23 protein-coding genes are annotated in these 23,128 nt (G+C 45.4%); 14 read left to right on the forward strand and 9 right to left on the reverse strand.

Annotated elements, in window-relative coordinates:
- Positions 1 to 124 precede the first annotated feature (124 nt).
- Positions 125 to 1,264, reverse strand: a complete 1,140-nt coding sequence (locus R50345_RS10300) for a THUMP domain-containing class I SAM-dependent RNA methyltransferase (RefSeq protein WP_042126269.1) — start codon at positions 1,262 to 1,264, stop codon at positions 125 to 127.
- A 225-nt stretch (positions 1,265 to 1,489) separates the two neighbouring features.
- Between R50345_RS10300 and R50345_RS10305 the strand changes: the two genes are divergently transcribed.
- Entirely contained in the window at positions 1,490 to 2,119 is a 630-nt protein-coding gene (locus R50345_RS10305; RefSeq protein WP_042126271.1) for an O-methyltransferase, read from the forward strand.
- 7 nt (positions 2,120 to 2,126) lie between these two features.
- Here the strand turns inward: R50345_RS10305 and R50345_RS10310 are convergent, their stop codons facing one another.
- Positions 2,127 to 3,347, reverse strand: coding sequence for an MFS transporter (locus tag R50345_RS10310; RefSeq protein WP_042126273.1), 1,221 nt, complete (start codon positions 3,345 to 3,347; stop codon positions 2,127 to 2,129).
- Positions 3,348 to 3,625: 278 nt separating this feature from the next.
- Between R50345_RS10310 and hemE the strand changes: the two genes are divergently transcribed.
- From hemE to R50345_RS10360, 10 genes are all read left to right on the forward strand, one after another.
- Positions 3,626 to 4,687, forward strand: coding sequence for a uroporphyrinogen decarboxylase (gene hemE, locus R50345_RS10315; protein WP_042126274.1), 1,062 nt, complete (start codon positions 3,626 to 3,628; stop codon positions 4,685 to 4,687).
- Between the two features lie 35 nt (positions 4,688 to 4,722).
- Positions 4,723 to 5,679 carry a ferrochelatase gene (hemH, locus tag R50345_RS10320; RefSeq protein WP_139328657.1) on the forward strand — a complete coding sequence of 319 codons (957 nt, stop codon included), beginning with the start codon at positions 4,723 to 4,725 and terminating at the stop codon, positions 5,677 to 5,679.
- Positions 5,676 to 7,097 carry a protoporphyrinogen oxidase gene (gene hemG / locus R50345_RS10325; RefSeq protein ID WP_042126278.1) on the forward strand — a complete coding sequence of 474 codons (1,422 nt, stop codon included), beginning with the start codon at positions 5,676 to 5,678 and terminating at the stop codon, positions 7,095 to 7,097. Before hemH ends, hemG begins: the two co-directional genes overlap by 4 nt.
- Before the next feature lie 279 nt (positions 7,098 to 7,376).
- A complete protein-coding gene (locus tag R50345_RS10330) occupies positions 7,377 to 8,771 on the forward strand; it encodes a CapA family protein (protein WP_042126281.1) in 1,395 nt (464 codons plus the stop codon).
- Positions 8,772 to 8,792: 21 nt separating this feature from the next.
- The gene (locus R50345_RS10335) at positions 8,793 to 9,524 is read left to right on the forward strand and encodes a glycerophosphodiester phosphodiesterase (RefSeq protein WP_042126283.1); all 732 of its coding nucleotides are present in this window, start codon (positions 8,793 to 8,795) and stop codon (positions 9,522 to 9,524) included.
- Between the two features lie 36 nt (positions 9,525 to 9,560).
- Positions 9,561 to 10,184 (forward strand): fumarylacetoacetate hydrolase family protein, encoded by a 624-nt coding sequence (locus R50345_RS10340; protein WP_042126285.1) that lies wholly within the window; start codon positions 9,561 to 9,563, stop codon positions 10,182 to 10,184.
- 23 nt (positions 10,185 to 10,207) lie between these two features.
- Positions 10,208 to 11,011: a DUF92 domain-containing protein gene (locus tag R50345_RS10345; protein ID WP_042126287.1), complete on the forward strand. Its 804-nt coding sequence runs from the start codon at positions 10,208 to 10,210 to the stop codon at positions 11,009 to 11,011.
- A gap of 11 nt (positions 11,012 to 11,022) precedes the next feature.
- Entirely contained in the window at positions 11,023 to 11,625 is a 603-nt protein-coding gene (locus R50345_RS10350) for a TetR/AcrR family transcriptional regulator (protein WP_042126289.1), read from the forward strand.
- Between the two features lie 54 nt (positions 11,626 to 11,679).
- Positions 11,680 to 13,617 carry an ABC-F family ATP-binding cassette domain-containing protein gene (locus R50345_RS10355; RefSeq protein ID WP_042126291.1) on the forward strand — a complete coding sequence of 646 codons (1,938 nt, stop codon included), beginning with the start codon at positions 11,680 to 11,682 and terminating at the stop codon, positions 13,615 to 13,617.
- A gap of 39 nt (positions 13,618 to 13,656) precedes the next feature.
- Entirely contained in the window at positions 13,657 to 14,142 is a 486-nt protein-coding gene (locus R50345_RS10360; protein ID WP_042126293.1) for a tetratricopeptide repeat protein, read from the forward strand.
- A 97-nt stretch (positions 14,143 to 14,239) separates the two neighbouring features.
- Here the strand turns inward: R50345_RS10360 and R50345_RS10365 are convergent, their stop codons facing one another.
- The 6 genes from R50345_RS10365 to R50345_RS10385 form a co-directional block, all read right to left on the reverse strand.
- Entirely contained in the window at positions 14,240 to 15,070 is an 831-nt protein-coding gene (locus tag R50345_RS10365; RefSeq protein WP_042126295.1) for a hypothetical protein, read from the reverse strand.
- A complete protein-coding gene (locus tag R50345_RS10370) occupies positions 15,054 to 16,094 on the reverse strand; it encodes a M42 family metallopeptidase (protein ID WP_042132047.1) in 1,041 nt (346 codons plus the stop codon). The genes R50345_RS10365 and R50345_RS10370 overlap by 17 nt, the downstream gene beginning before the upstream one ends.
- 2 nt (positions 16,095 to 16,096) lie before the next feature.
- Positions 16,097 to 16,408 (reverse strand): LapA family protein, encoded by a 312-nt coding sequence (locus R50345_RS10375; RefSeq protein ID WP_042126298.1) that lies wholly within the window; start codon positions 16,406 to 16,408, stop codon positions 16,097 to 16,099.
- An 87-nt stretch (positions 16,409 to 16,495) separates the two neighbouring features.
- Positions 16,496 to 18,286 (reverse strand): oligoendopeptidase F, encoded by a 1,791-nt coding sequence (pepF, locus tag R50345_RS10380; RefSeq protein WP_042126300.1) that lies wholly within the window; start codon positions 18,284 to 18,286, stop codon positions 16,496 to 16,498.
- A gap of 221 nt (positions 18,287 to 18,507) precedes the next feature.
- Positions 18,508 to 18,678 (reverse strand): hypothetical protein, encoded by a 171-nt coding sequence (locus R50345_RS31660; RefSeq protein WP_167348490.1) that lies wholly within the window; start codon positions 18,676 to 18,678, stop codon positions 18,508 to 18,510.
- Between the two features lie 6 nt (positions 18,679 to 18,684).
- Positions 18,685 to 18,918 (reverse strand): hypothetical protein, encoded by a 234-nt coding sequence (locus R50345_RS10385; protein WP_036689271.1) that lies wholly within the window; start codon positions 18,916 to 18,918, stop codon positions 18,685 to 18,687.
- Between the two features lie 174 nt (positions 18,919 to 19,092).
- On the opposite strand from R50345_RS10385, the gene R50345_RS10390 reads away from it, so the two are divergent.
- Positions 19,093 to 19,290, forward strand: a complete 198-nt coding sequence (locus R50345_RS10390) for a cold shock domain-containing protein (protein ID WP_042126303.1) — start codon at positions 19,093 to 19,095, stop codon at positions 19,288 to 19,290.
- Between the two features lie 214 nt (positions 19,291 to 19,504).
- On the opposite strand, the gene R50345_RS10395 is transcribed toward R50345_RS10390, so the two are convergent.
- Entirely contained in the window at positions 19,505 to 20,752 is a 1,248-nt protein-coding gene (locus R50345_RS10395; RefSeq protein WP_042126305.1) for an MFS transporter, read from the reverse strand.
- Between the two features lie 201 nt (positions 20,753 to 20,953).
- Between R50345_RS10395 and R50345_RS10400 the strand changes: the two genes are divergently transcribed.
- Both R50345_RS10400 and pfkA read left to right on the forward strand, forming a co-directional pair.
- Positions 20,954 to 22,036: a tetraprenyl-beta-curcumene synthase family protein gene (locus tag R50345_RS10400; RefSeq protein WP_042132049.1), complete on the forward strand. Its 1,083-nt coding sequence runs from the start codon at positions 20,954 to 20,956 to the stop codon at positions 22,034 to 22,036.
- 66 nt (positions 22,037 to 22,102) lie between these two features.
- Positions 22,103 to 23,074 carry a 6-phosphofructokinase gene (gene pfkA, locus R50345_RS10405; protein ID WP_042126307.1) on the forward strand — a complete coding sequence of 324 codons (972 nt, stop codon included), beginning with the start codon at positions 22,103 to 22,105 and terminating at the stop codon, positions 23,072 to 23,074.
- The last annotated feature ends 54 nt before the right edge of the window (positions 23,075 to 23,128 follow it).

The following is a 23,128-nucleotide window of genomic DNA, read 5'->3' on the forward strand; positions in this document are numbered from 1 at the left end:
GGTAAGAAGAAACGGACACCGTCCTCTATTGAGGTAGATGTCCGTTCTTAATTAAAAATATAAGAAAGTATAAGTTTCACACCATACTTCATGTCTTATATTTCTCGCATAATTGAATTCCAAATTATTTTGGATTTCTAGGTGGAAGTGGACCCAAGTATTGATAATATTGACACTCAATACGTCCGTTATACAGCTTGCGACGCTTGTCCGCTTTACGGCCGTAATATTGTTCGAATTCCTTATAAGGACTGATGGCAAAGAATGACCAAGTCGGTAGATACAACATCATTTCACCAAATTGGCGAGTCAGCTTCTCTACCTCTTTGTCATTACTGATCCGTTCTCCATATGGAGGGTTGGTGATGATGCAACCATATTCCCCTTGGGGTCTTGCTTTGGCGGCAGCCATCACGGTGAAGGTGATTTCTCCGGACAGGCCGGCGCTTTTAGCGGCAGCTTCAGCGATTTCTATGGCAGCAGGATCAATATCAGTGCCGGTTAGCTGCAACGGATAATCGTCTCGCACGGCATCGAAAGCTTCTTCGCGGGCTTCTTCCCACAGATACTTAGGAATGACTGGCCAATGTTCCGAAGGGAAGGAGCGGCGAAGTCCCGGTGCGATATTCCAAGCGATCATAGCAGCTTCGATCAACAGTGTTCCTGAACCGCAACAAGGATCATATAGCGGTCGGTGGCCATTCCAGCGGCTAAGCTGGATTAGCGCAGCAGCCATCGTTTCCTTCAGTGGCGCTTCGGTTGCTTGTCTGCGGTATCCACGTTTGTGAAGTGCAGGTCCAGTAGTGTCTAGTGTAATAAGCGCGATATCATTTAACAAAATCACTTCGATTACATAACGAGGTCCGTTCTCTGGAAACCAGTCCGTATGGTAGGAAAGCTTTAGCTTTTCAACAATAGCTTTTTTGACAATCCCTTGGCAAGCGGGTACACTCGTTAGTTGTGATTTATGGGACCGACCTTCTACCGGAAATTCTCCATTCTCTGGAATCCAGTCTTCCCATGGAAGGGCTTTGACACCCTCGAATAATTCATCAAAGGTTTTGGCTGGAAATTGGCCCATTTTTACTAATACGCGGTCCGATGTACGCAGCCATAAATTACAGCGACAGATGTCGATATAATCACCACTGAACAATACACGACCGTTTTCGACCGTGGTCTCATAACCCAGTTCGTTTAATTCGCGCGCTACTACAGCTTCTAATCCCATAGGGGCAGTAGCGATTAATTGTAATTTGCTCAAATACGCTCAACTCCGTTTAACTTGTAGATAAATACAAAAAGCCAGTACAATAAGAAGAAACGACATTGTCGTCCTTTAAAGACGATAAGCGTTTCTCGCAAAAGCATCCATACAAGTATATGGGAATGTGGGACACTTCACAATGCCCGGCATTCCATAAACCATAAAATTTTCCCCGTCATCCCTTAAATCGAGAAAACGGGGGATCATCAAAGGAGAATCTTTATGCTTACACAAGAAGAGTACAGTGAACAACTTTATACCGAGGACGAAATCCTGCTTCAGGTAAAAGAAGCTATCGTCCAAGCGGGTATGCCGGAGGTGTCTGTCGAGCCGGGATACGGAAGACTGCTCACCATGCTTGTTAGATTGTCCCGCTCGAAGCGTATTTTGGAGATTGGCGCACTTGGCGGCTACAGCGGGATTTGCTTATCCCGTGGTTTCGCAGCGGGTGGCCGGCTGACCTCACTAGAGCTAAGGGCCGATTATGCTGAACTTGCTCGCCGTAATTTAGAACTGGCCGGATTCGGAGATTCTACGGAGTATAGAATCGGCCCTGCTATGGACAGTCTGAAGGCTCTGGAAGCAGAGGGCGCTAAGTTCGATTTCTTTTTCATTGACGCAGATAAGATTAACTACTCTAATTACTTGGAATATGCCATCAAGCTGGCTAACCCAGGTGCGATTATTGCTGGTGATAATATTTTTCTCCGCGGACGGACGCTAAATACAGATCGAAATGGGCCTGCCATTCTTGCAGTACGGCATTTCAACGAAATGATCGCTACCGATGAACGTCTGATCAGCACTTGTCTGCCAGCCTATGATGGACTGGCGTTGGCAATGGTGAAATAGCAGAAAATTAGCGAAATAGCCGTGGTGGAGTAGCTTTGTATAGCTTAACCCGGACCCATACGGTGTTTAACAGCAACAAGCTTCCGGAGATGATAAACAGTCCCTCAATACCAATATAACCAGATAGAAAGCCGCCTATGATAGCTCCCAGCATATTGCCAAGTGACAATGTGCTGCCGTTGAAGCCGAATGCGCGGCTTTCTTTCCCGTCAGGGGTATAAGACCGGATAAGCGCATTAACGCTGGGCAAAAGACCGCCCATAAAAATCCCCATGAGAAAACGGACAATGATTAGCTGCCACACGCTAGTAACGAATGCTTGCGGAATCAGGAATAGCGAAGCCCCGATTAACGCGTAGGTCAGAATGCGGTGTGCGCCGACTTTATCACTCAGCTTGCCGAGCAAGGGGGAAGCCAGCATGTTGGAGATCCCTGTAACTGCGCTGACCATTCCGGCTAAAAAGGCTATATTCTCAGCAGGCCCATTTAACTTTTCAACATACAGTGGCAGCAAGGCCATGGGGCTGATCATTGCAAATTGCAGCAAAAAGGTTACACCAAACAGCGCCGGGAGCTGAGGGATCTTGATCAATTCCTTCAAGCCCTCCATTACTGACACCTGTGGCTCTTGTGCCGCTTCTGCACGATCGAATTTCTCTTTAACGAGAAACAGTGCCAGTAGAGAGGCGATGAAGAGCAAGGCGCCAACGACATAAAAGATCGGACGAAATCCGATTAAATCAGCAAGAAAACCACCAATAAGTGGTCCAAGGATGGTACCAGCAACAGAACCCGACTGCATCAGCCCCATCGAAAATCCCATACGTGCTTTCGGAGTAGTACCCGATACGAGTGCGATGGAAGCGGGATTGAAGCCGGAGATTGTACCGTTTAGCAGTCGCAGTAAGAGCAGCTGCATAGGGGATTGTGCGAAGCCCATCAACACCATAACGATAGCCATGCCAAAGCTGGAGCGCAGGAGCATGATTTTACGTCCATATTTGTCAGCAAGTTTTCCCCATAGTGGCTGGAAAATGAAAGAAGTTAAAAAGTTTGCGGCAAAAATAAGGCCCGCCCAAATTCCAATTTCATGCTCACCCTGAACTCCAAGATCCTTAGCAAGATACAAGGTCAGGAACGGTGTGATCATCGTCATTCCGGCATTTACCAAGAATTGTCCGAACCAAAGCACTAAGAGGTTGACCTTCCATGTCTCCCATTTCTTCAAAGTGCTTTCACTTCCTTTCAAAGAATTTCAGAAAATACATGATTCACAGAAAAATAGACATTTTATCAGTATATCATTTTTTTAGCTTCAAAAGTGCAATACATGTCATAGTAATGTCATAGGATTGTCATTCCACGATCTTCGTTTTGCTTGTTACAACCTTTTAAAAAGGGCATAATAGTAAGTATGCCGATCAAGCATAAACGCCATCGGCGTCCTTATTAGGACGGTAAGCGTTTATTTTAAAAAATCTTATAAAATATAATGGAGATCTTATCATGACCTACAACGACACTTTTATCCGCGCCTGCAGAAAGCAGGAAACGGAGCACGTTCCCGTATGGTACATGCGGCAGGCCGGCCGTTATGATCCCGAGTACCGTAAAATCAAGGAAAAGTACTCATTGCTTGAAATCTGCAAACAGCCTGAGTTGGCGGCTGAAGTAACCTTGATGCCTGTGCGCAAGCTAGGTGTGGACGCGGCCATTTTGTATTCAGACATTATGAATCCGGTCGCTTCTATCGGTGTGAAATTTGATATCGTCAAAGATATTGGCCCTGTGATCGAGAATCCGATTCGCTCTGCAGCAGATGTCGAGAGACTGAAGCCTATTGATGTTGAAGGCGATCTCGGACATATTTTGGAGACGATTGCTATTCTGGATAAGGAGCTGGACGTGCCCTTGATTACTTTCGCAGGCGCACCGTTTACAATTGCCAGCTATCTGATCGAAGGCAGACCTTCCAAAGGATATATTCGGACTAAAGAGCTAATGTACAGTGAACCCCGTGTCTGGGAAATGCTGATGGACAAGCTCGGCGATATGATTATCGCTTACCTCCGCAGTCACGTGCGTAGTGGTGGAAAAGCGTTTCAATTGTTCGACAGCTGGGTCGGTGCCCTTGCGCCACGCGATTTTGAAAAATATGTGTTACCGACGGTTTCTCGTATTTTTTCCGAATTATCTGATCTTGATGTACCGAAAATATACTTTCCTGGCGTAAGCTCTGGCGAATTGCTACCGAGTCTTACGAAGCTTCAAGCGGATGTAATCGGGGTGGACTGGCGTGTGAGCTTGTCCGAAGGTCGACGCAGAACCGGTGGGAAATTTGCGATTCAAGGCAACCTGGATCCGTATTTACTTACAGCGCCGATGGACGTCTTGAAGGAGCACGCGAAAGCGTTAATTGATGAAGGGGTACAAGAGCCGGGATATATCTTCAATCTGGGTCATGGCTTATTCCCGGAGGCTTCTTTAGAGAAGCTTAGAGAATTAACGGAATATATTCACGAATATTCACAGGAAGTATTGAAAGAATCAGCCAAACTGCGTTCTTAAAAATAGCCTATTAAATCTATAAGGGGATGGAATCCGTGACAGCAAAAATAGGTGTTCTCGTCATGTCGTATGGCACTCCTAAAAGCTTAGAAGACGTTGAAGCATATTACACTCATATTCGGCGAGGTAATCCGCCGACAGCGGAGCAGCTTAAAGAATTAACAGATCGCTATGAAGCGATCGTCGGGGGTGTATTCCCGCTGCGGGAGAACACAGACCGTCAAGTAGCTGCATTACAGGCAGCACTAAACGCGGATAAAGCTGGGGCGGATGTTGAATTTGTCTGCTATCAGGGTTTGAAGCATGCCTATCCGTTTATTGAGGACGGCGTCGAGGCTATGGCGAAGGACGGCATTACCCAAGCGGTTGGTGTTGTGCTTGCCCCTCACTATTCAAGCATGAGCGTGGGTGGCTATATCAAACGTGCTCAGGAAAAGGCTGATGCATGTAAAATCAACATGGGTTTTGTGGAGAGCTACCATATGCACCCAGTATTGATCGATGTTCTAAGCCGGAGAGTAACTGCGAAAATAGATCAATATATCGAAGCAGGCGCTACTCGCGATGAGATAAGGGTATTATTTAGCGCGCATAGTCTTCCAGAGCGTATTCTAGCTATGGGCGATCCTTATAAAGATCAACTATTGGAGACCTCAAAGGCTATTGCAGATCAAGCGGGGATAACCAATTGGCAGTTTACGTGGCAAAGCGCAGGACGGACAGCTGAACCATGGCTTGGACCAGATATTCTGGATACACTTCAGCAGCTTAGCAAGGAACAGGTAGAGTATGTTCTAGTGGCACCGATCGGGTTCGTATCCGATCATTTAGAAGTGCTGTATGACCTTGATATCGAGGCAACAGCCGTAGCTTCAGAGCTGGATATGCGTCTTATGCGGATTGAATCATTAAACAGCGATCCTGCGTACATGTCGGTATTGAGCGATGTTGTTCGTACAAGATTGAATCAAATGTCGGCCGGTCAGTCATGACTGGTCCCTCTAGGCGAATTGTTATCATAGGCGGTGGGCTGAGTGGACTCAGCGCCGCCTTTTACATTCGTAAGTTTTACAAAGAAGCTGGCATGAAACCTGATATTGTACTGCTAGAGAAAGACAAGACTCTTGGTGGGAAGATCGAAACATTGCACCGGGATGGATTTGTGATTGAGAAAGGTCCGGATTCTTTTTTAGCTAGCAAAACAGAGATGATTGAATTGGCTAAGGAATTAGAGCTAGATCACGAGCTGGTGAACACAAATCCAAAGGCAGAGAAGACCTATATACTACAGCGTGACAAGCTTCATCCTATGCCTTCCGGTCTTGTGCTTGGAATTCCTACTGAACTAAAGCCATTTCTATCAAGTGCTCTGGTTTCATTCGGTGGCAAAATACGCGCGCTGATGGACTTGATCCTTCCTCCTAAGCGGAGTAATGACGATGAATCCCTCGGACAGCTGATTGAGCGACGTTTAGGTACTGAAGTGATGGAGAATTTGACCGAACCGCTATTAGCCGGTATGTATGCTGGGGATTTACGCAAAGTCAGCCTACAGGCTACCTTTCCGCAATTTGGAGAAGTAGAGCGGCAGTATGGTGGTCTTATTCGTGGAATCATAAAAGAACAGAATTCCTCCAAGACAAATACGAGCACAAAGAACAGCACTTTTCTGACATTTCGAAAAGGACTACAAAGTCTCGTGCATGGCTTGATTCATGAACTGCATGATGTAGAACAGCGAACTGAAGCTGCGGTGGTCTCTATACATGCTACAGGAACTAATGCTTCTCGTTATGAGCTAGAACTGGAAAGTGGCGAACGGCTACTTGCGGATGAAATATATATCACCACACCAAATTCTTTTGCTGCCGAACTTTTGCGTCCACATGTGGATGTTTCAGCACTCGATGCGGTAAATTATGTATCGGTTGCGAACTTAGTCATGGCCTTCGACAAGAAGGATATCGAAATTGATGATGCTGGAGCAGGTTTTCTTGTGCCACGTAAGGAAGGGCGCAATATTACTGCCTGTACATGGACGTCAACGAAGTGGCCGCATACGAGTCCAGATGATAAAGTACTTATGCGCTGTCATGTAGGCCGTTCCGGAGATGAGCAGAATGTTCAACTTCCAGATGAGGCTCTTACGGAGCTAGTGAGTAAGGATTTACGAGAGATCATGGGCATTACAGCGAAACCTATATTCACGGAAATTACTCGTTCGGAACATTCGATGCCACAGTATCCTGTTGGACATCTTGACAATCTTTCTAAATTCCATAGGGAGCTTGAGACCACACTTCCTGGGCTATATGTCTTTGGAGCTGGATATGATGGAGTGGCAATACCCGATTGTGTTAAGCAGGCTAAGCTTACAGCACAAAGCGCTGTAAAGCGTATATCGAATTAATTGTTCATTTACGAGAGAGTTAGAATTATATAATGAACGGTGAAGCGAAAATTATTTTGCTTCACCGTTTTTGTTTAATAGAAGAATATACGATTTTAAAATATAAGGAAGTATAAGTTTTACGCTATATTTTATGTCTTATATTTCTCGTTTAAATACTTACCGTCCTTATAAGGACGGTGAGAGTGTTTATACTTGGCGGACTCTCTTATTTGGAGGGTCAGGTGCTAGATATGCTATAATAGAACCAATTTGAGAGTAGAGGAGATCATAGAAAAAATGTATCCGCCGCGATCGCGTTCTAGACAGAAGAACAAACATAAGAGCAAACGTAAGCGCAGAACGGCCTGGATTTGGATCAATGCAGGTCTTCTTTTGATGATTACTGTGGCGCTCAGCTATAGTTTTATGGAAGACAAATTTAAGGGGAGTTCTGAGCCGCCTCCGGTGGCGCAAGTCACAGCCTCACCTACACCCGATATTACTGCTCAGGAGACAGCATCTATTGTAACTACAACGCCAACGCCTGAAGTCACGGAGTCTCCCGTCCCTTCTCCTACGGTAGCGCCTGAGGCCACACCTACACCGAAGCCTGAGAAGGAAGAGAATATTGAAACACAGGCGCCGGAAGCTACTTCGACCCCTTCGCCAGATGAAAGCAGCTCCCAAGTCGCAGATGGTGGTTCTGTGTCTGGACTTCCATCAGATGACCAGGCTTCTGGCAATACAGTGACCTTGAATTTTGGCGGAGATGTTATTTTTTCGGGCAAAGCCGGGGAATTGCTTGAGAAGAAAGGCTACGACTATTCGTATGCCGCGTTAAATGGAATGTTCAAGAAGGATGACCTTACGGTCGTGAATCTGGAGACTCCTGTGACCACGGGTGGGGTTGGCGCCGCTAATAAGCAGTTTGTATTCAAAGGCTCACCGAAGGCGTTAGATGCTCTTAAGGCAGCCGGAGTGGATGCAGTAAATATGGCGAACAATCATACGCTTGATCAAGGGGAGGAAGGTCTGCGAGACACGCTTAGTCATCTCTCGGAAAGAGGCATTCCTTATGTTGGTGCTGGACTCAACAGTAAAGAAGCTTTCTCGGCGCAATATTTTGAGCGTAAAGGGATTAAGATCGCCTTATTGGGGTTCACACGTGTGATTCCTGCATCGGATTGGATGGCAGGAAAGAATAAACCGGGGCTTGCTTCAGTTTATGATAGCAGAGAAGGACTTAAAGCGATTGCTGCAGCTAAACAAAAAGCTGATTTGGTTGTCGTAGTAGTCCATTGGGGCAAGGAACGGGTAGAGCAGTTCGATAATATTCAGCAGACCCTAGGACGTAGTTTTGTCGATGCGGGAGCTGATCTTGTCATTGGCGGTCACCCACATGTATTGCAAGGTGTAGAGCCATACAAAGGTAAGTGGATCGCCTACAGCACTGGTAATTTTATTTTTACGAGATCAACGGTACCTGCCACTTGGGAAACTGCTGTTTTTCAGGCGGAATGCAGTAAAAAAGGACAATGTTCATTACAGCTGAAGCCTATGACTGCTGAGCTAGCTCAGCCCGTGCCAATGAATCAGGTGAACGGACAGCTTTTACTTAAAAAAGTAGAGTCTTTATCTGCTGGTCGAGTTAAGATCGACAGTGACGGTAAAGTCACTCAAGTTACAAAATAGGGTTCCTGGGAGGTCCTTATGATGAACAATTTGTGTGTTGCCCATCGGGGGTTTTCCGGTAAAGCACCGGAGAATACATTAGCAGCGATCCGGATGGCCATTGCCATGCCTTTTGTACACTGGATGGAATTGGATGTCCAGATCTCCAAGGACGGAGTACCTGTCGTCATTCATGACTTTACGCTTGACCGTACAACCAATGGACATGGTAAGGTAAAGAACATGGATTGGGAACATATCCGGCGTCTTGACGCGGGGAGCTGGAAAGGGCGTTCCTTTCGGGGAGAGCGGGTGCCGTCTTTGGAAGAGGTGCTCACATTAGCCTCCGGTAGACTTCGTCTCAATATTGAACTGAAAACAGTAGGCGATATGTATCCTGGCATCGAGCAGAAGGTGACGGATCTTATTTCCTCTAAAGGGTTGCGGGAGGACGTGATTTTGACTTCTTTTGACACAGATGTGTTAAAAAAAATCAAGGAAATAGATCCCCGCTTCCGCACAGGGTTAATCTTTGATTCAAGGTTTGGTAATCCCGCTCGAAGGCTGCATGAACTGGAGTGCTCTCTTCTATCGATCAGCTTTTCGCGTCTGAATCCCAGATTGGCTAAGCTTTTGACGGAGCAAGGTGTGAAGATAATGGCTTGGACCGTGAACAAAGGGAAAGAGATGCGTCGCTTAGCAGACATGCATTCTGATATAATGATTTGTACAAACCGTCCGGATATCTGGGGCGATACATTTCTAAAAGTATAAACAATCCAATTCGATGGGAAAGAGAGCTGATTGTCTGTGTGCGCTGCTGTTAATAATTTATATTGTGTTGGACGGAACTACAAGCTACACGCGGAGGAATTAGGGAATAATATCCCCGTGGAGCCACTCATTTTTTTGAAGCCCTCACATGCGGCGGTTTCCCTCGATAAGGCAGTCATTCAGCTTCCAAAAGATTCAGGCCAGGTTCATTATGAAGGAGAGCTTGTGCTGCGTATCGCCCGTGATTATGTACCGGGTATGAGCGTGGAGGATCTGGTGGATGTTATGGCCCTGGGACTGGATTTCACTCTGCGTGATGTGCATAATGACCTGCAAAAGAAAGGTCTGCCTTGGACACCGGCTAAAGGCTTTAAGAACGCTGCTCCGCTCACACCATACATTGCGTTTCCTGACAAGGAAGAGCTGGAGGGGACGGATTTCACGGTTTTGAAAAATGGTGTTGAAGTTCAGCGAGGCAATGTCAAGAACATGATCTTTTCGCTCCAAAAAATTGTCGATTTTATCGCTGCGCGTTACGGGCTGGGTAAAGACGATGTGATATTCACAGGAACACCAGCAGGCGTTGGCCCTACCGTATCTGGAGATTCGTTTGAATTGTACTGGGGTGACAAGCTGATGGGGACTTGCCTGATCGGCTAAAAACATCTGTTGGAGATGAATCTATGCTATGGATTATTGGCGCACTTGGCGCTTTGTTAGTTGCGGGAGCGGCTTATAGGAAACAATCCTTAAGCCTCTCCGGCATGCTTGCCGCGGTAGCTATGGGAACCATTTATTTTGGTGCCGGAAATGCCTTTTGGTTCGGAATATTGTTGGTTTTTTTCATCTCATCAAGCCTCCTTTCTAAGCTTCATCATGACAATAAGGCAGAGCTTGAACTGACTTATGCCAAGACAGGCCGCCGAGATGCTGGGCAGGTCTTTGCTAATGGTGGGCTTGGGATGGTTTTCGTTCTACTAAATACGATTGTTCCGATGGATCTTTGGGAATTTTTATTTATCGGTGTTATGGCAACGGTAACTTCCGATACATGGGCTACGGAGATTGGTACACTCAGCAAAAAGCCGCCTCGGTCTGTGCTGACAGGTAAAATACTTCCGGCAGGTGCCTCGGGTGGCGTATCCAGTCTGGGTACGCTAGCTGCAGCCGCAGGAGGCGCGCTTATTGGTGCTTCCTCATGGCTGCTGCGGATGATATCCGGCATGCCGGATCAATCCTTCCTGTTGCTTACATTGGCTGGACTCGCTGGAGGACTTGTGGGTGCGTTCACGGATTCTATTCTAGGGGCAACCGTGCAGCAGATGAATCGTTGCACGGTATGCGGCCGCGAAGTGGAAAGTACACACCACTGCGGTAAGAAAGTTGAACATGCACGTGGCTGGAAGTGGATGAGCAATGATGCAGTCAATGCTGTTAGCTCTATCGCCGGAGGGGCAATGGCCCTATTGCTAGGGATAATGATTTAAAGGAGGAACCGATGAGCAGCACGTCCAATCATAAACATACGGCCATTCTGGATGCCGCATACGAGCTCTTCGGTTCAGGCGGATTTTACGAAACGAAGATGTCGGAAATTGCGGAGCAGGCTGGGATTGCTAAGGGCACCGTTTATTTATACTTCAAGAGTAAGGAAGAATTGTTCATGGCGGTAACGCGCCGGGATTGTGAGGGATTCCTCCAGCAGTTGCAGGAAAAGCTGAAGGCAAGTGATACTTTGGCGGGTAAACTGTCGATTATAGCCAAACATCATCTTTATTATTATTTTGAACGTAAACGACACACGAAGCTTTTTTTTCGCGCACCTAACAATAACCCAGAGCTTGTGGCGTATATGACGCTTTTCATGGAAGAATATATGCAGGCAGTAGTGAAGGTATTGCTGGAGGGCGGAGCGTCCGAGCCTGAGCTTATGGCGCAGTCCTACATAGGGATGTTGGATCGACTAAAGATGGATATTTTGTTCGATCCGTCTTTTAAGGAAGAGGATGCATATAAACGCGCCGGTTTCGCTGCGGGTCTTTTTATTAAAGGGGCCATGGATTACTTGAATTTAGGTCAGGATGATAGACCGGTGGAATAGCAGTCTAGAGCGGCTACCGGTTTTATGAAAATATAAGGCAAGCGAGGAAATAGCATGAATATTATGACCGTGGAACATCTTTCCAAAAGTTATGGAGAGAAAGTACTCTTTAGTGATGCTTCATTTGGTATGGATGATCGGGATAAAATTGGCTTGATCGGTGTGAATGGAACGGGTAAATCAACATTTTTACGTATTATTGCCGGTCTGGATACCCCAGATGGTGGGCAAATTGCGATTGGAAATAATGTACGAGTACAATATTTGGCACAGAACCCTCCTTATGAGCCGACAAACACCGTACTGCAACAGGTCTTTGCCGGAGATGATCCAGATCTTGCTACCATGCGTGAGTATATGGAGACCATGTCTCGCCTTGAAAAAGAGCCGGGCAATGCAGAACTGGAAGGCAAACTGGTGCGTATTGGGCAGGCTATCGATGCTGCAGGTACTTGGCATTTAGAGAGTGAAGCTAAAAGCGTGCTTACTAAGCTGGGCATAGTGAAGTTCGATGCGCTAATGGATACGCTGTCTGGTGGTCAACGTAAACGTGTAGCACTTGCGGCTGCCCTGATTACGCCATCTGAGCTTCTTATTCTGGATGAGCCTACGAACCATATTGATACGGACTCTGTAGCTTGGTTAGAGCAATACTTACAGAAACGGCGCGGAGCCCTCTTAATGGTAACGCATGATCGTTACTTCCTGGAGCGTGTCGCAAGTGTCATGCTAGAGCTGGACGGAGGGCAGTTATACCGTTATGAGGCCAACTATTCCCGTTTTCTAGAGCTGAAAGCCGACCGTGAAGAGCGTGAAGCCTCTGCAGAGCAAAAACGTAAGAACCTGCTTCGTACGGAGCTTGCTTGGATTCGTCGTGGAGCTAAAGCACGTTCAACGAAACAAAAGGCAAGAATCGACCGTTTTGAGAAGCTGAAGGAAAGTACAGGAAGCAGTTCGAACGGTTCGCTCGATATTTCTGTGGCTTCGACACGATTGGGTCGTAAAATCATTGAAATCAATGAACTGTCGAAATCGCTGGATGGTCGACAGCTGATTAAAGATCTGACCTATATTGCTGTACCACAAGATCGGGTAGGGATTGTAGGCCCGAATGGCAGTGGTAAATCAACACTTCTGAATCTGATTGCAGGTAAGCTGCAGCCGGATAAGGGAGAGGTTCAGCTTGGCGCGACGGTTAAGTTGGGTTACTTTACGCAAGAACATCAGGATATGGACGACAGCATGCGAGCCATTGAATATGTGAAGGAAGAAGCGGAGGTCATTCGTACAGCTGATGGTAGCGTCATTACAGCAGGCCAAATGCTCGAACGCTTCTTGTTCCCTCCTGCGATGCAATGGACGCCGATTTCCAAACTGTCAGGTGGCGAAAAAAGACGCCTGTATCTACTTCGTGTCTTGATGGGAGCACCAAACGTATTGCTGTTGGATGAGCCTACGAACGACTTGGATATCGGTACGTTGGCTGTTTTAGAAGACTATCTGGATGAATTCCCGGGTGTCGTCTTTACAGTATCTCATGACCGTTATTTCCTGGATCGGACTATAGATAAGCTGATCGCTTTTGAAAATGGTGATATCCGGATTCATGTTGGCGATTATACGGAATATGAAGAATGGCTGGCCAAAAATGTTTCTTCACGCAATGCAGAATCAAATAAAGATGACGGAAATGCAAAGCGTAAAGAGCCTACGGATACAGTCAATAACACTGCGGCATCCTCAGCTCCCAAGACCAAACTCAAATTCAGCTTTAAGGAACAGCGTGAATATGAGGGGATTGACGAGCAAATCGAGCTTGCAGAGCAACGCTTGACGGATATTAGTGCGGAGATGGAGGCAGCATTTGCTGACTCTGGGAGACTGCAGGAGCTAGTGGAAGAGCAGCGGCTTGCCGAAGCCGAGCTGGAGCGTCTAATGGAGCGCTGGACCTATCTGAATGAGCTTGCAGAGAAAATCGCTGGTAAGGCTTAAAACGGATTGTCCTTGTGTGACAATAAAGGAGGGCTCAGTTTGGAGGATCAACTTATAGAAGCTGTAGCCCTGCGAAATGAAGGTAAAGCTGAAGAAGCTAGAGTGATGCTGTTAGAGCTATATGAGCAGAATAGTAATGATGCAGAACTTCTGTATCAATTGGCATGGACGCATGATGTCCTTGGTTTAGAACGCGAGGCGGTACCCTTTTATGAGAAAAGCTTAACACTAGGCTTACCTTCGGAGCAGAGGGTCGGCGCTCTATTGGGACTGGGCAGTACCTTCCGGACACTCGGAGAATATGAGAATTCCAAAGCAATATTGGAACAGGCCATTCACGAGTACCCAGAGAATAAGGAATTTCCGGTGTTCCTTGCAATGACCTTGCACAATCTCGGAGATCATAGTCTGGCTATGGGGATGTTGCTTAAATTGCTGGCTGAAACCTCAGGGGATGAAGGAATAAGAAGTTATAGTAAGGCCATTTCATATTACTCAGATAAGCTGGAGCAAGTCTGGGATTGAATCTGCGAATGCTAATAAAAAAAACAGAGTAGGGTTCTCCAGTTTATTGGAGAATGCCTACTCTGTTTTTTTATGGCGGGGGCTGCCTCACCATATTTTATTTTGTTCCGTCCACCGCGATCATTTGCACTACAGCACGAGAGTCGCCAGGTAAGATGATCTCATCAGCATTCATCTGAGAAGAGCCATCTCCATCTAGGAAGATCCCTTCGAGGCCTTCAGCAGGAACGCTCTGTAGGATGGCTGAGCGGAACTCTGCTGCCGTCGAGAGCGTTGGTGTAACAATCAGCCACAGCTTGCCATTATCGTCATACAACATGCCTGAGCGCATTCGTTTCTCATCAGCATAAGGAAGATGTTCTTCGGCGATCGCAGCTTGCCAGAGATCCTCATGCTTCAGATTCATACTAATACCACCTTGTGCAAAATAATGCTGGCGATCCGAAACGTTCAACTCTTCTCCCGAAGAGACAACCTGTACGGATAAGCTCTGACTGGCACCATCCCAGACTAGGGTTCCGCGTGCATATTTAGCGTTAAACCAGCCGGAACCGTACGCCTTTTTAACCCCGTTAGTAGGGATATCATTCATGATAGCAATAGATAGAAGTGCATCTCCATAGAAGAAGCCTCCATTAATCCCATATGCAATCACTTGCTGAAGGGGGGCACCAGCGGCTCTGAGTTGAACATCTTCTGGCGAAAGTGACATCATATAGAGTTGTACATTTTCTGGACTCACGGTCTCTAAATAGGTGTAAGTGTGAGGAAGACCGTCAAAGGGATCTTCCTTATGATTTCTGGATAACAGGAACATTGATAGTACGGCTGCTGCTATCAAGAGCAGCAGGAGTGAGACAATCAGCCATTGTCTACGTCGCCAGAGCTGCTTTAACTTGCCAGTGCTAGACTCAGTTAGTACCCACATAAGCAGCGAGAAGCTTAGCAGTGTTTACTACAGCTTGCTTATGTGTACGTTCCATGGAGTGGGAGGCATGCACACCTGGGCCGATCAGTGCAGCACGAATATTATTACCACCTCGAAGGGCAGCGGATGCGTCGGAGCCGTACATTGGATAGATATCAACGGCATAAGGAATCGCGAGTGCTTCTGCCAGCTCAATCAAACGGCCAGTCATAACATAATCGTAAGGGCCGGAAGAATCTTTTGCACAGATGGACACATCGGTTTCTTTACAGCTAAGATCGTCGCCCATGGCGCCCATATCGACTGCGATCATTTCATTAATCTCACCAGGAATCCAAGCTGTGCCGTGTCCTACTTCTTCATAGTTCGAGATGAGGAAGGAAAGGTTATGGAGCGGTTTCCAGCCTTCACGCTTCATACTTTCCAACAGTCCAAGTAGGGCTGCAACGCTCGCCTTATCATCCAGATGACGAGATTTAATATACCCGCTAGGTGTAATCACAGCACGTGCATCGAAGGAAATGAAGTCACCAACGGAAATGCCAAGCTTGAGTACATCCTCTTTGGTGGATACAAGCTCATCGATCCGTACTTCCATGTTTTCCTCTGAACGTTTGAATTCACGAGCATCTGGATATACGTGAACGGATGGGTGGCTGGTTAAAATGGTTCCAGTATAGCTTCTGCCGCTGCGGGTATGAATTACGCAGTATTCATTCTCGATGCTATGCATAGTGAAGCCGCCAACAGAGGTCAGTCGCAGAGTACCATTAGATGTAATGGAGCGAACCATGCCTCCAAGGGTATCTACGTGAGCGCTGATGCCGATTGTACGGGAAGGATCAAGGCCTGGGACGGTTAGAATTACGCCGCCTTTTTCATTCCAGCTTAGTGGTACATTCAATGCTGCCGCTTCTTCTGCTACAAGATTCATGACTTGTGCTGTGAAGCCGCTGGGGCTCGGTGTATCAAGCAATTTTTTTAGGATTGAAAGTATGTAATCTTCGTTTGGTTGAATGGTAATCATTAGTTAAGTCCTCCTGTTAGGCCATCATTGTCTGTGTTAAAAGAATCTAAAGAAGTGTCGGCATCACGAAGTTTGGTTAGCTCTGCAGTTAGGCTTTTAATTTGTTTTTGTAGTTTGTACTGGCGAAAAATACCGTAAGAACCCACGATGATTCCACCAATTAACGCGCAGCCCAGAATAACTAGGATCAGCGGTATATTAACTACATCAAAACCGAAATTGACTTGAACGGGATCCACGTTGATGACTGCAAATATGGCTGTTAGCAGCGCAAAGATCAGACCTGCAATTAAAGACCATTGAATTCTCATTGAATTCTTCCTCCTCAGGGGATATAACAGAATAAAATCCCTTGCCCAAATTGGGCAAGGGATTAATGCAATACTAAACTCTCTGCCTTATTTGGTCAACTGTTCCATTTGAGCGATAACATCTTCGAAGACACTCATCGCTTCGCGAATCGGCTCAGGAGAAGACATATCAACACCAGCTTTAGACAGAATATTAATGGAGTAGTCACTGCCGCCACTCTTCAGGAAGCCGAGGTAACGATCTACCGCAGGTTTACCTTCTTCAAGAATTTGTTTGGCAAAGCTAGTCGCTGCTGAGAAGCCGGTTGCGTATTTATAAACATAGAAGCTGTTATAGAAATGCGGAATCCGCGCCCATTCCATCTCGATATCCTGATCTACAACCATTTCTTTACCATAGTATTTAACATTCAGGTCATAGTAGATGCTTGAAAGATCTTGTGGAGTAAGCGATTCGCCTTCTTCCACACGCTGATGAATGATTTTCTCGAACTCCGCGAACATTGTCTGCCGGAAGATCGTTGTCCGGAACTGATCAGCATAGTAGGTGAGCAAATACATTTTTTCTTTAGGATCTGTAGACTTTTTGAGTAAATAATCCATTAGCAGCGCCTCGTTAGTAGTAGAAGCAACCTCTGCTAGGAAAATCGTGTATTGCGCATCACGATAATTCAGAGCGTTATCTGAAAAATACGAGTGTAATGCATGGCCCATCTCATGCGCCAATGTAAACATACTGTTTAAATTATCATTATGGTTCAACAGTACGAAAGGATGCGTACCGTATGGGCCCCAGCTGTAAGCCCCAGACCGTTTATTCTCGTTCTCATAGACATCGATCCATCCGTTGTCGTAGCCTTTTTGCAGCACATTCAGATAATCTTCACCGAGCGGTTTGAGACCCTCTTTAGTGATTTTTTTGGCTTCTTCATAGGTGATATCTAATTTATATTCATCAACAAGCGGGGCAAACAGATCATACATATGTAGCTCATCGACACCCAGCAGCTTCTGACGCAGTTTCATATAACGGTGCATCAGTGGAAGGCTTTCGTGTATCGTATCAATCAAGTTGGTGTAAACCTCTTTCGGAATGTTATCACCATAGAGTGACATTTCCATTACAGAAGGATACTTGCGAATCCGTGAGTAGAACACGTTTTTATTCACATTGGCGCTAAGCGTTGCTGCGATAGTGTTCTTCTGCTTCCGGTAGGTATCGTAGACTGCTTTAAAAGCATTGCGGCGAACCTCACGGTCACTACTTTCGAGAAACTTGATATAGTTGCCATGAGTCAGCTCAACTTCTTTGCCATCCTCATCTTTGATCTTAGGGAATTTCAGATCCGCATTGTTCAGCATACTGAAAATATTCTGAGGCGCTTGAGCTAAATTTCCTACCTGAGCGAGCAGTGCTTCTTCGGCCTTAGAAAGCACATGGGCTTTTTCGCGTTTCATTTCAGTTAAGGTGAATTTATAAGCGGATAGGTTCGGATCGGCGATGAACTGGTCCAACTTCTCGTTAGGCAACGCCAGAATTTCTGGGGTTACAAAAGATAAGGCTTCACCTGCTTCAATACCAAGCTTTTTCGCTTTGGAGGACAAAGCTTGATAGTCAGGATTAGCTGTGTCTTCATCTTGACGCATATGTGCATACACATAAAGTCGTTCAGTTAGAATAGACAGTTTGTCATCCAGCTCAAAACATTTTTTTAGAGCATCCGCGGAATCTAGTGTACCCTGAAAATCCGCAGCTTTTTTGATTAGGGATTTAGCTTCTGCATATTCTGCATCCCAATCCTTCTGAGAAGCAAACACATCCTCAAGCTTCCAACGATTCTCAGCAGGTACTTCGCTTCTCTTCAATAATTGTTCCATAGAAACCCTCCTAGAATGATGAGATGTAGTAGGCATAATCTCCCTCGGCAATACTGTAGATGATAAATCACCCGGTAGCAAGCTGAGCACAAGTAGAAGAGGGATGGACTTGGGTGAAATAGGCATAACGTCCTCCTCTTGAAAGTAGAGTCGGCTTATTATGCCCTGTTAAGTCCTGATTATTAATGTTTAGTCTTCTTTAAAATATATGAAAGTATAAGTTATGCCAATAAGCTATAAATAACAAAGATGAAGGCGAACAGAATCATAATGACAGCAGTTAAGGCCATGCCCCGCTTAAATTGCGGCGGGACACGATCCTTAGTCATAATTAGAACTGCGCCTAGACATAAGACTAGGACAACATAAATCGCGATATTTTCTGTATTCATATTCTGTTATACCTGTTTGAAAGCTGCGATAATATTTTTGTACTCTTCTTCATTATCTTTATAAGATTCTTTGTTGAATCGGTTGTTCACCCACTGCATCATAGCTGGACGACTAAGGAAGGTATGTGTTTCTTCTCCCCATTGATCGGAGATTTCGCGAAGAACGATATAACGTCCTTGTACTTCTACCGTCATCATATTCCATTTGTCTGTTTTGTATATTTCATGTTTTTTGATCATTATCATTACCACCCTGGCGATTTTTGGCTTTTGGCTCAATGATAACGCACAGGAGAAGGGAAAAGCAAATTAAATCACATATTTAAAGGTCTAGACAGATTGATTTGAGTAGAAGATTGCAGTATAATATAGTTATACGCCATATATGGCGGTTATTTTTAGGAGGTTGTTCAATTGAAAGGTACAGTAAAATGGTTTAACGCAGAAAAAGGTTATGGTTTTCTTCAAGTAGAAGGCGGCGAAGATGTATTCGTACACTTCTCAGCAATTCAAGGTGAAGGATTCAAAACTTTGGACGAAGGTCAAGAAGTAGAATTCGATATCACTGATGGTAATCGTGGACCGCAAGCTGAAAACGTAGTAAAATTATAAGAAACGGCAAAGACAGTTTAGCTGTCTGCTATAAATATATAATTTACTTGGCAAGCCCTTGCAAGAGTGGTTACCAAACTATAGAACACAGTTCTTTCGGGAACTGTGTTTTTTTACGTCTATTATTCATCAATTTAAATAGAAAAGGTCTTTGCATTCCCAAGTGAGGGACAGCAAAGACCTTTCTATATTTTGAGTGTTTAGAAGTGTTCTATTATAGTGAGGCTCTTTTGTTTGTTTTCTCTGAGTAACGTATCGAACCTCGATAGATATCTAATAAATGTTGTCCTAAAAAACCTACTAAGGCAAGGAGGCTGAAACCAACCGCTACCATATAAAAGGTGAAGCGTCCAGCTTCCTGATAGATCATTCCACCAAATGTACCACTTAGAAGTCCAGCTGCACTTGACCAAACAACTGTGTAGATTGCAAGACCGGTTGCTCGGAGACGATCAGGAATAATCCGAGTGATATAACGGACACATGTTACAAAAAAGACGCCAAATGTCAGGCTATGCAAGGCTTGAATCGCGATTATAGAGCCTGGATGATCGGCGAGCGCCATTAGTAGAAAGCGAAGGGCATACATGAAACTGGCTAAAATTAATAAGGGCAGTTCTTTAAATTTGTCGCCGTATTTGCCGAGTATAAATAATACAGGGATTTCACTTAGGGCTGAGGCAAGAAGAGCCCAGCCGATCACTTCCTCGCCAGCACCCAGATTCTTTAAACTGATGGTGAGAAAGGCTTCGTTCATTCTATGGCCTAGTGCGAGTACAAAGACACAGCCGAAGAACCACAGCACCTCTTTTTGCAAAAGAATATCTTTAAGCCCGTGCTCTTTCTTAACAGGTTTGGTAGTAACTGCTTCCTGATCGGGAAGCTCTGGAACAGGTTTTTTGACATCCTTAAGGCCAATTGTAATTAGAAGCGCGATTATTATGATAATAATACATAAGGTTAGACTCCAGGTAGCACCTAAAGCTCTAAGCGCATAACCGACTGTTAAAGCAAAGAAAGAATAGCCCAATGAGCCAAATACACGAATTGTAATGAAGTTTCGTCCGTGCCGCTCCGCAATTTTGATGGCCATTGTATCAGCAAGCGGAAAAACAGGGTAATAGAAGAAGTAGAAAAAGGACAAAATAAGCATAACGGAAGAAAATTCGGTCGCTCTGGCTAATAGAAGTCCGGTTACTAATTGTCCCGCGAGTAAAATAAACATGATTTTTCGAATGGTGCCCAGCTTATCGCTCATCATACTCCAGAAGAGATTGGATAGGATGGAGATGAGGGGTCCGAGGGAATACAAGTAGCCCACCTGAGAACTGCTAAACCCCAGATGTGTGTAGAATAATGGAAAGTAGGATACTACAAGAACGCTGGTACCATAAATCGTAAATAGAAAGGAACGAAGCCAATTTTGATCACTGTAAGGGCTTCCGGTCCGTTTTGAAAACATGAAAGTGCACTCCTCTGAAATTGAAATATGCCTAGTATAGCATAAAGCAATGAAGGGTTATGTGTTTTATTCTTGAATTGCTTTATTTCTGAATCTTTCATAATTTTACGAAAGTGATTTTGTTGTTTGTACAAATACGTCTGATCATATTATAATAAGTGGTGATTTGGATAAGGAGACAACAATGTGGAGGCACTATCATTGAGTGAATTAGAGCAAGGCCGTAACCTTAGCCCGCGTGGCCCTATCGGGCTTATGAACAGGGTCTATAAGTACGTGCTGCCTGAAGTGAGAGAATGTCTCCACTTCTGGCGCCAAGATGCGAATGGGATTCCCGATCCCGAGCTCCGGAAGCAAGCACTTGCCAGCATTGAGACGAAAGAGTTTCATTGCATAGGTGGAGGTATTTATGCCGCCGGCAATTTATCGATGAGACATATACTTATTCCGCTTATTGTTGCTTATCAAACTATCAGTGATTATCTAGATAATTTATGTGATCGCAGTACTTCGCTTGATCCTGCAGATTTCAGGCTGCTGCATCAATCTATGCTGGATGCCATTGATCCAAACGCTGAACCTGTGAATTATTATGCGCTTCGTGATGAACAGAATGACGGTGGATACTTGTATAGGCTGGTTCGAAAATGCCAGGAGATGATCTCACTGCTGCCAGGTTATTCCGCTGCTGCAGCGGAGATTCGTGACTTGGCTGTGCTGTATACAGATTTGCAGGTATATAAGCATATCCGCCCGGAACTCAGGGAAACAGCCCTGAAGGAATGGTGGGAGCAGCAGGGTAGCCGTGCTCCGCATCTGCAATGGAACGAGTTTGCGGCTGCGACGGGCTCTACTTTAGGCGTATTCATGCTTTTTCTATCCGCATGTGATCCGAAGCTAAGCAAGTCTTCTTCGGAATCGATCCGTGCTGCATACTTTCCACATGTGTGCGGATTGCACATTATGCTGGATTATTTGATTGATCAGGAAGAGGACCGAGCAGGCGGTGATCTTAATTTCTGCAATTATTATGACGACACGGATACCATGTTGAGTCGGATCGCTTCCATGGTTGAGTGGGCCCGCAAGGATGTACGTGAACTGCCGGAGTCATCTATGCATCGTATGGTGATTGAGGGGTTGCTGGCACTTTATTTATCAGATCCGAAAGTTAGCGAACAGCGGGAAGTTCGCACTGTGTCTAAGAGCCTAATGAGAGGAAGTCCGCTTACAAGGCTGTTCTTCTTCGCTAATAGCCGCTGGATACGCAATCGTTTTTTGTAACAAGGCTGCGAAGCTTCACCTATACAACGGATGGGGCATTGCACAACTTTAAGGAGGAACAACAGAATGTCAAAAATCAAAAAAATTGCAGTACTGACTAGTGGTGGAGATTCACAAGGTATGAACGCCGCTGTTCGTGCGGTTGTAAGAAGCGCACTTTATTATGGTATTGAAGTTTTTGGTGTGCAACGTGGTTATCAAGGACTTTTGAATCGCGATATCTTCCCTATGGATCTTCGCAGTGTAGGTGACATTATTCAACGTGGGGGAACCATTCTGCAATCTGCGAGATGTCTGGAGTTCACAAAGCCAGAAGGTCAACAAAAGGGCGCGGATATTCTGAATGAAATGGGCATCGATGGCCTAGTAGTTATCGGTGGCGACGGTTCTTACAAAGGTGCTAATAAACTAAGTAAACTCGGTATTAAGACGATGGCTTTACCGGGAACTATTGATAATGATATTTCCTACACAGACTACACCATTGGGTTTGATACAGCAGTTGGTGTCGTTGTAGATGCCATTAACAAGCTGCGTGACACGATGTCCTCCCATGAGCGTTCTTCCATTGTAGAAGTTATGGGACGTCATTGTGGAGATATCGCGCTACATGCAGGTCTGGCTTCTGGAGCAGAAACAATTCTCGTGCCAGAAATGCCATATGACTTGAATGAAGTTGCGGATCGTATGCGCGACAACTTTGTCAGAGGTAAACGTCACAGTATCGTCATCGTTGCTGAAGGTGTAGGTAAAGGCGAAGATGTGGCCCAAGCGCTGAAAGATCGTCATGCTTCTCTGGATGCACGGGTTACTGTACTTGGACATATTCAACGTGGAGGAACACCAACCCCTGGAGACCGGAACCTTGCTAGCCGTCTTGGTGACTTTGCCGTTCGTAAACTGATTGAAGGTGAGTCTGATAAAGGTTGCGGTATCATCAAGGGTGAACTAACCCTCACAGATATCGATCTTGTTGTAAATACTAAGAAAGACTTTGACGTGGAGTTGTACGAGCTTGCATCCCGTCTTTCTCAATAATTAACACACAAAAAAAGGAACAGCTGCGAACTTCGCACTGTTCCTTTTTTGTAT

Origin of the sequence: Paenibacillus sp. FSL R5-0345 (assembly GCF_000758585.1) — a bacterium.
In the GTDB taxonomy this organism is placed as follows: Bacteria; Bacillota; Bacilli; order Paenibacillales; family Paenibacillaceae; genus Paenibacillus_AQ.